The organism is Flavobacterium sp. NG2, assembly GCF_034119845.1.
In the GTDB taxonomy this organism is placed as follows: Bacteria; Bacteroidota; Bacteroidia; order Flavobacteriales; family Flavobacteriaceae; genus Flavobacterium.
Window position 1 is genome coordinate 810,670 of record NZ_CP139420.1, and the last position, 15,092, is coordinate 825,761.

Genomic DNA, 15,092 nt, shown 5'->3' on the forward strand with positions numbered 1-15,092 from the left:
AGCGTGACAAAGATTGGGCGTATTAACCAATCTTTGTCCGCACCGATAAATATCTGTGTAAATTTATGTGATAAATCTGAGCGAACAGACGTTAGATGGATGGGTAAATATACTCTTTGATGAATATTTTACATACGATTTATGTGTCGTCCCTACGGGACTTTTGAATCCATGTTAATATCATTTCCCCGAAATAAATTTCGGGGCAACAAGATATGTCGTTCCTACGGAACTTTACCGTGCACATTGTGTTTAAAATAGATGGTTTATTCAGTATCGACTATAAAGAGCCGTAGGCTCGGCTTATATTGTAGGGATGGATTTTAATCCGTCCTGAAAAAATTAGAAAAATCACCAATAAAAAAACAAAACGCTCTAATTAGCCCTGACAGCAGCGGCATCCTTGTGGCGGCAAGCGTTAAGCCGCCACAAGATATAGCGAATGGCAGGAACAATCATTCCTAAAAAAGCCAAATCTTCTGCTTCTAAAAAAAAATTACGATTCTATTCCGCCTAGCATTTGCATGAGTTCTAGGGCTTTTCTAGTCTGTTTAACTTCGTCAAAAGTTAAGAGGAGGCGCAAACCGTTTGCTGTTTGTTTTTCTTTCATTTTGCAGAGGTTGGGGTGTTTTTGTACAAACTGCAATACTTTGTGAAAACGGTTGGACTGGTAATAATCGGATTGCTGGTCTGAGACGAAATAGCAGATCATTTTGCCTTGTTTCATGACCAATTTTTCAATACCAATTTGACTAGCAATCCACTTGATGCGAATGCTGTTCATCAAGGCGATGGCGCGCGGTGGCATAGGACCAAAACGGTCGATCAATTTGGTTTGGAAGACTTGTAGCGCTTCTTCGCTCTTGATGGCGCCCAGTTCGTTGTAGAGGTTGAGTCGCTCCGAGATGTTGTTGATGTATTCGTCAGAGAATAAAAGCTCAAAATCGGTGTCGATTTGAAGGTCTTTGACGTATTCTTTGGTTTCGATGTTGTTTTCCTCAGGATATAGGTCTTTGAACTCGTTTTCTTTGAGTTCTTCGATGGCTTCGTTTAGGATTTTTTGGTAGGTGTCAAAACCTATTTCGTTGATAAAACCCGATTGTTCGCCACCCAATAAATCCCCGGCACCACGAATTTCGAGGTCTTTCATGGCGATATTGAATCCGCTACCGAGTTCGTTAAACTGCTCTAAGGCCTGGATACGCTTGCGGGCATCCTCGGTCATCGCCGAGTAGGGCGGACAGATGAAATAACAAAACGCTTTCTTGTCGGAACGTCCCACACGACCACGCATTTGGTGGAGGTCAGACAGTCCGAAGTTATTGGCATTGTTGATGAAAATCGTGTTAGCGTTGGGAACGTCCAATCCGCTTTCGATGATGGTGGTGGCTACGAGTACATCAAACTCGCCGTTCATGAAGGCAAGCATCAGTTCTTCGAGTTTTTTACCGTCCATTTGTCCGTGACCAATTCCCACACGGGCATTGGGTACAAGACGCTGAATCATACCTGCAATTTCCTTGATGTTTTCGATGCGGTTGTTGATGAAAAATACTTGTCCGTTACGCTGAATTTCATACGAAATCGCATCCCGAATGGTTTCTTCGCTAAAGCCTACCACATGTGTTTCGATAGGATAACGATTGGGTGGAGGCGTGGTAATCACTGATAAATCACGGGCTGCCATGAGCGAAAACTGTAAGGTTCTCGGGATAGGCGTTGCGGTTAGGGTCAGTGTATCAATATTGGCGGCAATGGTTTTGAGCTTGTCTTTGACGTTGACACCAAATTTTTGTTCTTCATCGACAATCAATAATCCCAAATCTTTAAAAACGACATTTTTGTTGACCAATTGATGGGTTCCGATGACGATATCGAGTTTGCCTTCGGCTAAATCTTTCAGTGTTTGTGCTTTTTGTTTTGCGGTTCTAAAACGGTTCAGGTAACCAACAGAAACCGGCATATCCTTTAATCGTTCGGTAAAGGTTCTATAATGTTGGTAAGCCAAAATAGTGGTTGGAACCAAAACGGCAACCTGCTTGCTATTGTCCACCGCTTTGAAGGCGGCACGAATGGCCACCTCAGTTTTTCCAAAACCTACGTCACCACAAACTAATCTATCCATAGGGCGATCACTCTCCATGTCGGCTTTGACTTCTTGGGTCGATTTGTATTGGTCGGGTGTGTCTTCGTAGATAAACGAACTTTCTAATTCGTTTTGCAAATAACTGTCGGGTGCAAATTGAAAGCCTTTGTCCAAACGTCTTTTGGCATACAACTGAATCAAATTGAAAGCCACATGTTTGACTCTGGCTTTGGTTTTTTGTTTTAAAGCTTTCCAGGCATTCGACCCTAATTTGTAAATTTTGGGTGGTGTGCCGTCTTTGCCATTGTATTTAGAAACCTTGTGCAATGAGTGAATGCTCACATAGACAATGTCGTTATCGGCATACACCAACTTAATGGTTTCCTGAGTTTTGCCTTCGACTTGTATTTTTTGTAAACCTCCAAATTTCCCAATTCCGTGGTCGATATGCGTCACATAATCACCTACAGAAAGCGTGGTTAATTCCTTGAGGGTAATATTTTGTTTTTTCGAATAGCCGTTCTTTATGTTGAATTTATGATAACGCTCAAAAATCTGGTGATCGGTATAACAGGCGATTTGGTTTTCTTCGTCAATGAATCCTTGGTATAACGGAAGTACGACGGTGTTGTATTGTTTGCGAATATTTTCGGCATTGGTTTCATCCAAGGTTTCGAAGATGTCATGAAAACGTTTTGCCTGAGCGTCATTCGAACAAAACAAATAATTGGTCAATCCGTTGAAATGATTTTCACTCAGATTGTTCAGCAACAAATCAAACTGCTTGTTGAAAGACGGTTGTGGCTGAATGTGAAATTCGAATTTCTGCGTAGTTTTAAAGATTGGCTTGGAAGCCAATTCGACAATCGAAAAGTCCAACGCACGATGGATAAACGATTTTTGATTCAAAAACAATTGCTCTGGTGTGGCGTGCTTGATGTCTTTGGATAATTTTTCAAAAGCTTCTTCTGCCTTAGCAAATTGTTTGTCTAATTGTGACAAGAATCCCTCTGTATTTTGAATGAAAAGCACGGTTTTTTCGGAAATATAATCCAAGAAAGATTCTCGGTTTTCTTGAAAAACTTTGTTTTCCACATTGGGAATAATCGTGATTTTCTTTTGGATTTCTATCGAAAGTTGGGTCGCCACATCAAAGGTTCGAATACTATCAACTTCGTTTCCAAAAAATTCGATTCGGTACGGATTGTCATTCGAAAACGAAAACACATCGACAATACCGCCACGAACAGAAAACTCGCCAGGCTCGGTAATAAAATCGACTCTTTTGAATTCGTATTCAAATAAGACTTCGTTGATAAAATCAATCGAAATTTTATCACCGACGCTTACTTTTAAGGTGTTCTTATCTAAATCCTTGCGGGTAACTACTTTTTCGAATAAAGCTTCGGGATAACTAACAATAATCGCTGGTTTTTTTCGTGAGTTGATGCGGTTGAGCACTTCGGCACGTAGCAAAACATTAGCATTATCGGTTTCTTCAATTTGGTACGGACGACGAAAAGAACCTGGGAAAAACAACACATCTTGGTCGCCAATCATTTGTTCAAGGTCGTTCAAGAAATAAGCGGCTTCTTCTTTGTTGTCCAAAACAAATAAAAAAGGCAAGGCTGTTTTCTTGAACAAGGCTTGCATCACAAAAGAAACCGCTGATCCTAGCAAACCCTGTAAATGCAGTTTCAGTGCGTTTTTCTGTTGAATTTGCGTGGCAATCTGCTCAATTTTAGGCAAATTGTCATAGGTTTTATATAGGGCTGCTTTACTCAATGATAATTGTTTCAGTGTTTGGAATCGTGTTTGGAATAGCTCTGGTACTATCTAACATTCGCTTTAAATCGGCTTCGCCTTCTTCAAGAGGAATCTTGCTTTTTTCGACGGTTTTGTCCATTTCTCTTTGCAATGTGGCTAGCTCTCTGTTGATTTCTCCTATAAGTTGGACTACTTTTTCACTTGGGATTCTGTCTAAGTTAATATACAAATCCAACATACGAACTTTGGTAATTACGACTGCAATTCGGCTTTTGATTTGAGGTTTATCAAATTGCAAGGGTATATTAGTGTTCAAATTCATCGCTGCCTTTGAAATGGCTTTTGCTTTTTGCTGAAAAGCACCAATGGTTTTCTTTGGTTTTTTGGATAGTTCCGCTAAAAAAAGGCGCAATTCGTTCCAATTTTTAACGGTTTCTTCGGCTGTTTCGTTGATAGGTTCATCGTAAAAAATCCAAGCTTTCTCAATGGTCGAAAAGATGATTTCTTTTCTAGCCATTTCTTTTTTGTTTTCTGCAATACGTTTTTCATTCTTGTCTTGGCAAGAAAATAGAAGAAGTACCAACCCCAGAAAACAAGCAACGATATGTTTCATATTTGTGAAATGTATTTTTGATCCTCTCGCTAGAACATCGCTTTTATGTTAAATTTGCTTTCACAAAAATTGGAATAATAACGATTTGACACTACGATTAAAGTGGCGCAAAGTTACAAACAAAATCATTGAATTACGAATCGTTCCTATTTTAGAATAAGACTTCTTTTATTTTTCGTCGAAGAGATGCTTTATAATCTTTTGGATAGGTTCGAATGCCCATAAAAACATCGGCCATCGCATCAGCTACAAATTGACCGTATTTTTTAAGAATTATGTTTCTGACTCTTTTTTGGTGGTAAAATAAATGAGAAATCAAAACTCCTGTTCTTACTTCTGGAAGAATAGTTTCTTCCAATTTTTCAGTATACAAAGCAGCGGCTTTATCAGCATCCAAGTCACTTTCAATAATGGCTTTGGCAGCTAATACACCACTCAAAATGGCGTTTGAAATCCCTTCGGCTACTAATGGATCTGCTAGTCCTGCAGCATCCCCTGTTAAGAAGACATTTTTTTGAACAAAACAATCCGTTCTTGGAGAAACAGGAATCACAAAACCGTGGGCCGCTTCAGTTAGAATTTCAGTAATACCAAGCGTTTTTAAATAGTCAGCATAATGTTGCTTTAGATTAATTTTGTCATGTGTTTTGGTAAAAACACCAACCCCTATTGAAAGATGATTTTTTTTAGGAAAACACCAACCATAACCATACGGAATGGCATCAAGGTCAAAACGTACATTTTGGGACAAACGTTCAAAATCAGCTTGAGGAACCTCAACTTCATATTCTAGTGCCGGAATAATAGTTCTAGTTTCGCTCCAGCCTGCCATTTTTGCAATGGGACTCAAAGCGCCATCGGCAGCAATAATAAATTTTGCAGTTATATCACCTTCTGATGTATGTAGGGTTTGGATGTCTCCAAAAGTAATCGATTCTACTTTGTGATTTTGTAAAAGAGTCACACCGTTTTCTTTGGCTTTTTCGACAATTAAATTATCAAAAGCATCACGCATCACCATACTTATAATGGGTTGATCTCTTTTGGTCGTGATATGACTATGCTTTTTGGAAAAGTAGGTGTCAATTTCAAAAAACTCTTTATCCACTACTGATGCGATATCAAAAGGCATGTTTTTTCGACCTCGAAAAACGAAGCCACCACCACAGGTTTTATAACGAGGCAGAGTCTCTTTCTCGATAATAACAGTCGAAATACCACTTTTAGACAATTCAAAAGCGGCCGAAGCACCAGCGGGTCCACTACCAATAATAGCTACATCAAATGATTTCATGAGTTTTTTTTCAAAACTAATTTATTTTTTTAAGATACAAAACTATAGCCTTAAATAAAGTTTGAAAGAAATAAGAGCTCGTTTATTTTAGGCATTACACACCTAAAATTTACAAGAAAACATACTAATTGTTTGTTGTTTAGTTTTTTAGATAAGGTAAAATTGACTTATAGACGGATATTTTAGAGCAATATGACTGCGGTTTTAATAAATAATTTTACACTTATTAATTAAAACTTTAATATTATGAAAAAACAATTACTTAAAAAAATAAGCCTTTTTGTAGCGCTTATTGGATTTTCAAGTGCACAATTAATGGCACAAACGACAATTATCAATGAAAATTTCAGTGGTCCAGCTTATACAGGAGCTACTGACGCAACAGATTTAAATACTACCGTGGGTAATATTTGGATTTCAGGACATAATACCCTTACTACGAAATGGCAAATTGATGCTGCAGGATCTCCTGCTAATGTATGGACAGGTGCTAATTTTACTTGGGCAGTACACAACACTCCTATCACAGCCGTAAGTGGAGATAAAATATCAATAACTGCTGAACTTGGATTTGGAGGAACGGCATTTGTAGATGCTAAAAACATTTGTATTGTAGGTTTAACAAATACGAAAGTATTATCAGAAATTAAAGCTAATATTGGCTCTAAACGAGATGGTATTATACTTGTACCCACTTCACCAAATTTAGTTATGACAGGCTCGGGTAGTAGTTATGCTACAGCTACAACCATTCCACAAGGAACTATTGTAGGGCCTTATGAAATAATTATTGAATATACCGTTGGGGCTGATGCTGCGTCTACTGTAAAAAAAGCACGTATTAGGAATACTGTATCAGGTGCTGTATCAGCAGTTGGTGAAACTACCATGGGTATTCAAGGAGATGTTTATGCTGCATTAACTGGATCAGGTGCTTATTTTTTAAATTGGGCTCAAGGATTCTTTGATGCTGCAGGTTTAAATCGAGTTAAAATAAGCAAACTTAACGTTACTAAAAACCCAACAGTAACTCTAGGAGTTAAAGACTTCAATAAAGCTTCAATTGCTGCAAATGTAAGCCCTAATCCAGTTTCTTCAATTTTGAACATTGGTACAGATGTAGTGACTAAAAAATACAGAGTTGTTAACCTTGCAGGAGCAACTGTTTTAGAAACTGAAGCAACTGGAAGTATTGATGTTTCAAGTTTAGCTAATGGCGTTTACTTATTAGTAACTGATGCTGGAATTGCAAAATTCATCAAAGAATAAATTTAGACGATCAATAAGCATAGCTATTTATTGCTAAAACAATAGCAAAAGCCCCATTAGAATGATTTCTAATGGGGCTTTTTTTAGTTCTTGTAAATATTATTATCCTGCTTCACATCGGCCATCAAACCACTAGGATCGATAGTGATTTTTTTTATTGTAGCTTTTGTTTTAGGAATTGAAAAAACATATTTAGATTCAGCCCAAGCCCAATCTTTTAAGACCGTTCTTTTGATTTCGGGAGTTGGATTTTCTTTTTCAAAATGCATCATTCGCAGCGGAATATAAAAACTCTCTTTACTACCGTCTTTGTATTCGACTACAATATCAATAGGCATTGGAATACGACCTATTCGCTCTAGATTTATCAAGGTTTCAACTCCATTGTACCCAATACTTTCATTCACTTCTTTGATGCCATAATCGATTGTATTAGTGGTTTGTGTCCAATCAGTTAAATACCAATCCAATTCGGCACCCGAAACACGCTCAGCAGTTCTCTTAATATCATTTGGTGTAGGATGTTTGAATTTAAAATCCTGATAAAATCGTTTTAAGGTCTTATCCAAATTGTCTTCACCGATAAGATAGCTCAATTGAGATAAAAACAAACAACCTTTGACATAAGAAGCAATGCTGTAAGACCTGTTTTCATCATAGCGATCAGCATGAGTGGTAAGGGGCTGCTCTTTGCCAGAATTGACTAGATAATAATAGGCCCTATAATTCCCCTCAAAAGGATTGGCTTGTTTTTTGTTCGCTAGTTCATTCAAAACCCAGTCTTCAATATAAGTGGTAAAACCTTCATCCATCCACGGATGTTTAGCTTCATTAGAGGCTAAAACATGCTGAAACCAAGAATGTCCTAATTCATGCGTAGCAGTTCCAAAAATGCCCTCCAGAGTTCCGTTTCCTAATATCAGCGTACACATACCGTATTCCATTCCGCCATCACCCCCTTGAATAAAAGAATATTGTTCATATGGATAATTGCCTATTTTTTGGTTGTATAAATCCATTACATTAGCCATCATAGGTTGCAATTGTTTCCATTTTTCAACGGTTTCTGGTACATTTTTATAGATAAAATGCAAATCGACATCGTTAGGTCCTTTGAAAACATCATGAGCAAAATTGGGGTCGGCTGCCCAAGTAAAGTCATGCACCATAGGCGCAACAAAATGCCAAGTAAGTGTTTTGGTTCTCTTAGGGTAAACCACATTTATGCCTTTATCTTGATAACCATGCCCTATTTGGTTTGGATTTTGCAAATAGCCCGTTCCACCCAGTGTGTACTCTTTGTCGATGGTAATTTTTACTTCAAAATTCCCCCAAACACCGTGAAATTCACGAGCAATATAAGGGTCTGCATGCCAACCTTCAAAATCAAATTCGGCTATTTTTGGATACCATTGCGACATGGACAGCGCAACAGCTTCAGAATTATTCCTACCAGAGCGACGTATTTGCAATGGAATTTGTCCTTCAAAATCTAGCGTAAATGTGGTTGTAGAATTAGGTTGTATTGGCTTAGCCAAAATCACTTCTAAAATAGTTCCAGTAGTTTTGGTTATTGCATCAAGTCCATCTTGCTTGAAATTGTTGATTTTTAAATAACCAATTTCGTTGGGTTTTAAATTTTGAATGCGACTTTCTTTACTTTTAGTTACCATACGAGCATCAGGATCTTTGATATAATGCAAACGGGCATCCATTTCGCTTCCCGGTTGAAAAGCATTGTTGTACAAATGGTAATAGACTTTCTTAAGTGTTTCTGATGAATTATTGGTATAGACTAATTTTTGTTTACCAACGTATTGATAACTTTCGACATCAACACTAACTTCCATAAAATAATCAACTTGTTGTTGCCAATAACTATTGTTTTGAGCATAGTTAGTTCCAAGTTGGAATACACTGAAAAAGAGAAAATAGAATTTATTCTTCATACTTTTTTAAATAAAAAAAGGAAGAACAGCAGCCCTTCCTTATGAATAGATTATTAAAAAATTAGTTTTTTGAGATTTTATCAGCCATCAACAAGGCGTTATAAGCGTTTACAATTTTTCCAGTTTTGGACAATTCAGCAAATGGACGAATATCTTGATTGTTACCACCCACGATAACCTCAAGTGGAACCGCTACTCCTGAGTCCATTAGAATGTGTTTTACTTGTGTAGCTGTTAATTTTGGATAATACGAACGTATCAAAGCCGCTACACCAGCCACATTTGGTGATGCCATCGAAGTTCCTTGCAAGTATTTATAACTGTTGTTTGGAGTTGAAGCATAGATTTGAACTCCAGGTGCAAAAACATCTACATTGATTTTACCAATATTTGAAAACTTAGCAACCAACTTATTGCTATACTCATAATTCAAAGCCCCTACGGTAATTAAATTATCTGAAATCTCAGTTTTTTTGTCCTCAGAATCATTCGGGAAATTATCAAAATAATCGATGTTCTTTGAAGAATTTCCTGCCGCATGAACAATCAAAACATCTTTTTCGGCTGCGTATTTGATAGCGTCAAAAACCCAATGCTTTTGTGGAGAATAGGCTTTTCCGAAACTACCGTTGATTACTTTAGCTCCATTATCTACAGCATAGCGAATGGCTAACGCAATATCTTTGTCGTATTCGTCTCCATCTGGAACAGCGCGAATAGCCATAATCGCAACATTATTTGCCACACCATCACCACCTATTTTGTTATGACGCACTTGAGCTACAATTCCAGAAACATGTGTACCGTGAACAGCCTCGTTTTTATCTGGCCCCATTACGTTGTTATCACCATATTTAGTATCTGTAATGTCATTAGGGTTATCCCCTAAAATTTTTCGGTAATCTTGTTTTAGGTTTTCACCACTCAAAGCGGCATTAGCTTTATCGATTTCATCTTGTAATGCAGCCTTCAAATCTTTTATTGGCATCCCAAAAGAAAACATTCTTTGAATTGTGTTTTTTGCTTTTACAACTTCGGCATCTGTAGAGTTAATTGCTTTTACTTCTTCTACAGTATAATTGTTTTTCTTTAATTCTTTGGAAACCACTTCATCCGAGGATTTTAGAGCAGAAAGCATTTCTTCATATCTCCCTTTACCAGCGCTAGCTTCGGATGTTTTTTTATCGTTTTCAGCTTTTGCCTGTAAGTAAGTTGCCTCATCAACCAAACTTGGATTTTTTACGATTCTTTCGTATTCTAAATTTTCTTTGATAATGTTTCCTAGAAAATTCCAACCGTGAATATCATCTACATAACCATTATTATCATCGTCAATTCCGTTACCAGGAATTTCTTTAGGATTAGTCCAAACTACTGATTTTAAATCTTCGTGTTCAATATCCACACCTGAATCTACAATCGCAACAATCACTTTTTCACCTAATCTGTTTTTTAATAGTTCAGCATAAGCTTTATCAACACTCATTCCAGGAACGGTATCTTTTACGATATCAAGATGACTCCAACGTTTTAATTCTGTTTCTTTAAGAGCAACTTTTTTCTTAACATTAAGAGGAGCGCTTATCGGGGTTAATTTACTATAATTGACAATAGATTTTTGGGTGCTACATCCCGCTAAAACAAGCATTGTAAATGCAGATATAAAAAGTAATTTAATGCTATTCATAGCCATTGAGTTAAAGTATTAATTGAGGTCGAAAGTACTGATTTTTTTTTAAAATTACTTTAGGTTAACACTAGATTAAGATTTCATCACAACCAAATACTTGGTCTAAACGAACTCCTTTTTCGGTTTGCTTTACCGTGATGATTTCGTTGTGTGCGTCGTGTTCTAAAAATAGGTAATAATTGATGTCAACTTCAGACTAAAGTAATTTTAAATTTATAATTTAAAATGATTTAATTTTAACAATACAATGTAGGAAAATGATTTATATTTGTTATTTTTGATATTATTATCCTAATAATACTCCTATGAAAATCAAATTATTTATTCTGTTGTTTTTGGCTAGTTTAAATTCTATCGCCCAATACACTTTAATTCCTGATGTTAAATTTGAAAATGCATTGATAACACAGGGCATTGATAAAGACGGACAAAATGGAAAAGTTTTAACATCAAGTATTAATACCATTGCATCATTAAATGTGTCATTTTTAAACATTACTGATTTAACTGGAATTGAAGGTTTTACGTCATTAACCTCTTTATCTTGTTATCTAAATTTATTAACAAATTTAGATTTATCAAAAAATACTAAATTGAGGTCAATAGATTGTAGAGCCAATAAATTAACTAGTTTAGATCTTTCGAATTTACCATTTCTTACAAGTGTATTATGTTCTGAAAACTTTTTGACAAGTCTTGATGTCTCAAAAAACCCTATTTTAGCAGGAGTGTTTTGTTCTAAGAATAATTTAATTAGTTTGAATCTTAAAAATGGAAACAATACAAATTTTCAAACACTATTTTGTGATTTCAGAAATAACCCGCTACTAAATTGTATTCAGGTAGATAATCCAACTTACTCGACAGCAAATTGGGCTGATTTTACAGACAACACTACTGTTTACTCAAATTCTTGTGGACCATCTTATACTTCTATTCCAGATTCCAATTTTGAAAACAAATTAATTTCCCTAGGTATTGATACTGATGGTATAAACGGTAAAGTTTTAACCTCAAGTATAATTGCATTAACTGCACTCGATGTCTCAAATAGCTATATAACTGATTTAACTGGAATTGGAAATTTTTTAAATTTAGAAACATTAAACATTTCAAACAATCAAATCAATACTTTAAATAGCTCTTCATTAAAAAAGATTAAAACTTTAAATTGTAGTAATAATCTTTTAAAAAATTTAGATCTAACCGAAAATACTGAATTAATAACTTTAGATTTTTCAGCTAATCAATTACAAACTTTAGAATTATGGAACCAAGATTCTTTAGTAACATTGAAAGCCAATGCAAATAAATTGACCAATTTGGACATTAATAATCTTTACAAATTAAAAATGCTTGAAGTTGAGGGTAACCAATTAACCAATCTGAATGTTAATTATAATTATTCATTATCAATACTAAAATGTAATAACAATCTCCTTACAACCATAGATGTTACTCAGAATAGTTCATTGATTTCATTGTATTGTGGAAACAATAAACTTGCAAAACTAGACATAACAATAAACTTGCTCTTAAGAGAAATCACATGCGAAAATAATTTATTAACCCAATTGAATTTAAAAAATGGGAAAAATAATCTATTTACAAACTATGATTTTAGAAATAATATCAATTTGAAATGCATTGAAGTTGACAATGAGAATTATTCAAATCTAAACTGGTCTACTAAAAAAGATGCAACAACAAATTATAATTTATTTTGTGGTCCATTTACTATGATTCCTGATTCAAAATTTGAAGATAAACTGATTTCTTTAGGCATTGATATAGATGGGAAAAACGGAAAGATATTAACAACTCGTATTACAAACTTAAGTACTCTTGATGTTTCAAGTAGCACCATTACAGATTTATCTGGAATTCAAGATTTTACAAATTTAAAATCGTTGAATGTTTCTGGAAATCAATTAACAATTTTAGATGTTTCTAAAAATATTTTATTGGAAATCTTGAATTGCTCAAACAATAAAATAGCGAATTTAGATGTATCTAAAAATATATACTTAGCTTCATTATCATGTTCGTCGAATCAATTAGTGTCTTTAGATGTATCCAAAAATCTATCCATTACATCCTTAAGTTGTGATTCAAATAAATTAACAACTTTAGATATATCCAAGAATAAAGTAATTACGGAATTTTATTGCAACAATAATTTGTTATCAAATCTCAATTTAAAAAATGGCAAAAACACGTTGTTTTCTAATTCTAAAATATCATTCCTTTCTAATCCTAACTTAACCTGTATTCTTGTAGATAACGAGTTGTATTCTAATACAAATTGGTCAAATATAAAAGACATTACCGCAATTTATTCTATAGACTGCATACCTCTATCAGCTTATACTTTTATTCCCGATGCTAAATTTGAACAGAGACTAATTAATCTAGGAATTGATTCAGGAGTTATTGATGGAAAAGTGTTGACATCTAAAATAGATTCAGTAACTTCCTTAAGTGTAACAGGAAACTTAATTTCTGACATGTCTGGAATACAAGGTTTTGTTTCTTTGAAACAATTGAATTGTGACTCGAATAAGTTAACGACATTGGATTTGTCTAAAAATATAGCCTTGACAACATTATCTTGTAACTCAAATCAATTAACAACCTTAGATATTTCTAAAAATGTAGCTCTAACTTCTTTATATTGTTATGAAAATCAATTAATAACCTTAGATGTTTCTAAAAATATAAACTTAGCTTCTTTAAATTGTCAATATAATAAATTAGAGACTTTGGATATTACAAATAATACGTCTTTAACAAATTTAGCCTGCAACTCAAATCTATTAACAAACTTAGATATCTCTAAAAACACAGCTTTGATTTCATTAAATTGTTGGGAAAATCAATTAACAACCTTAGATATTTCTAAAAACACAAGCTTATATACATTTCGTTGTTTTGATAATCAATTAACTGCCTTAGATGTTTCTAATTTATCAGAACTTAATGAACTTTATTGTGGTGGAAATAAATTGTCAAATTTAGATGTTTCTAAAAATAGAGCATTAAAAACATTGCATTGTAATAATAATAATCTAGTTGATTTAAACCTTTCGGATATAGCAATTTCTACTCTTTATTGTGGTTCAAATCAATTAACAACTTTAGATATTACTAAAAACACATACCTACGTGAATTGCATTGTGAATCAAATAAATTGTCTAGTTTAGATGTGTCTCAAAATGAAGGTATCTTTGATTTTGATGTTTCAAATAACCAGCTTATAAGTTTTGATGCATCTACAAGTTATAGAATAAGTAAGCTTTATTGTAGCAGTAATAAGTTGTTGAGTCTTAATTTAAAAGCTAATCAGAACTTATATCAAGCTAATTATAATTTTTTATTCACAGGCAACCCAAATCTAACTTGTATTCAAGTAGATAATGAAATTTATTCAAGAATTTATTGGTCTGATTTAAAAGACGACACGGCAAGTTTTTCTGAAGATTGCCCTGGTTATTCTGTAACAATCAGTAGTGAATTTGAAGATAAATTAATCGATTTAGGGATTGATACAGACGGAAAAAATGGCACTGTCTTATTATCGGAAATCGTAAATTTAAAAACAGTAGATATATCTAATTCTGGAATTTCTGATTTAAAAGGAATCGAATATTTTGTAGGATTAGAATCTTTAATCTGTAGCGGAAATTCATTATCAACAATAGATATTTCTAAAAACACTGCATTAAAATATTTAGATTGTTCTAATAATCCATTGACGGCTTTAAATGTTTCTAAGAACATTTTACTAACGGAGCTTTATTGTGATGGTGTAGTTACAATTACAAAAAAAGCGACTACTGCTAAAACAACAACTACCGCGCAATTAACGGCTCTAGATCTTTCTAACAATGTGTTTTTAACTAAATTAAGTTGTTCAAATAATCAAATAGTTAATTTAGATTTATCAAAGAACACTAATTTAACAGATATTAATTGTTCAAACAATTCTTTGGTTGCACTAAATTTGAATAATGGAAATAATACGAATTTAGTAAATGTCAATTTCAAAAATAATGTATCATTGTCTTGTATAAAAGTGGATGATGAGATTTATTCTAATATAAACTGGGCTGATGCAAAAGATGCAAATACTATGTATTCAAAAACAACTTGTATATTGGGAGTTAATGATTTCGCTTATGATACAATTGTTTTATATCCTAATCCAGCAAAAGAAAAGCTATTTATAGACAATATTGTTTTAGAAAAAGCAACTATTTATGATGTGTTAGGGAAATTTGTAAAAACAACAACCTTTACTACTAATTCAAACAGCAATACCTTGGATTTAGTTGATTTGCCAAAAGGAATTTATTATGTGTATTTACAGAGTCAAGGCATCAATACTGTTAAAAAAATAATAGTGGATTAAGACTAAAAGTTT

General features: G+C 34.2%; 7 protein-coding genes and 1 pseudogene. 2 read left to right on the forward strand and 6 right to left on the reverse strand.

All coding sequences use genetic code 11. The features are described from left to right. Positions 1 to 496: 496 nt before the first annotated feature. The 3 genes from mfd to SLW70_RS03355 all read right to left on the reverse strand — a co-directional run bounded on the left by mfd (position 497) and on the right by SLW70_RS03355 (position 5,760). Positions 497 to 3,871, reverse strand: a complete 3,375-nt coding sequence (mfd, locus tag SLW70_RS03345) for a transcription-repair coupling factor (protein ID WP_320890581.1) — start codon at positions 3,869 to 3,871, stop codon at positions 497 to 499. Further along, complete coding sequence (locus SLW70_RS03350; protein WP_320890582.1) at positions 3,864 to 4,466, reverse strand: hypothetical protein; 603 nt, start codon at positions 4,464 to 4,466, stop codon at positions 3,864 to 3,866. Before SLW70_RS03350 ends, mfd begins: the two co-directional genes overlap by 8 nt. 151 nt (positions 4,467 to 4,617) lie before the next feature. Further along, positions 4,618 to 5,760 carry a geranylgeranyl reductase family protein gene (locus SLW70_RS03355; protein WP_320890583.1) on the reverse strand — a complete coding sequence of 381 codons (1,143 nt, stop codon included), beginning with the start codon at positions 5,758 to 5,760 and terminating at the stop codon, positions 4,618 to 4,620. Between the two features lie 246 nt (positions 5,761 to 6,006). Here SLW70_RS03355 and SLW70_RS03360 point away from each other — a divergent pair, with 246 nt between their 5' ends. Beyond that, positions 6,007 to 7,029: a T9SS type A sorting domain-containing protein gene (locus SLW70_RS03360; protein WP_320890585.1), complete on the forward strand. Its 1,023-nt coding sequence runs from the start codon at positions 6,007 to 6,009 to the stop codon at positions 7,027 to 7,029. An 83-nt stretch (positions 7,030 to 7,112) separates the two neighbouring features. Here SLW70_RS03360 and SLW70_RS03365 read toward each other — a convergent pair whose 3' ends face one another. The 3 genes and pseudogenes from SLW70_RS03365 to SLW70_RS03375 all read right to left on the reverse strand — a co-directional run. After that, a complete protein-coding gene (locus SLW70_RS03365) occupies positions 7,113 to 8,978 on the reverse strand; it encodes a M1 family metallopeptidase (protein ID WP_320890586.1) in 1,866 nt (621 codons plus the stop codon). 61 nt (positions 8,979 to 9,039) lie between these two features. Next, positions 9,040 to 10,665: a S8 family peptidase gene (locus tag SLW70_RS03370; RefSeq protein ID WP_320890587.1), complete on the reverse strand. Its 1,626-nt coding sequence runs from the start codon at positions 10,663 to 10,665 to the stop codon at positions 9,040 to 9,042. Positions 10,666 to 10,735: 70 nt separating this feature from the next. Beyond that, positions 10,736 to 10,855 (reverse strand): annotated as a pseudogene (locus tag SLW70_RS03375) (MBL fold metallo-hydrolase); the annotation flags it as partial. Between the two features lie 118 nt (positions 10,856 to 10,973). On the opposite strand from SLW70_RS03375, the gene SLW70_RS03380 reads away from it, so the two are divergent. Beyond that, entirely contained in the window at positions 10,974 to 15,080 is a 4,107-nt protein-coding gene (locus SLW70_RS03380) for a T9SS type A sorting domain-containing protein (protein ID WP_320890588.1), read from the forward strand. Positions 15,081 to 15,092 lie beyond the last annotated feature (12 nt).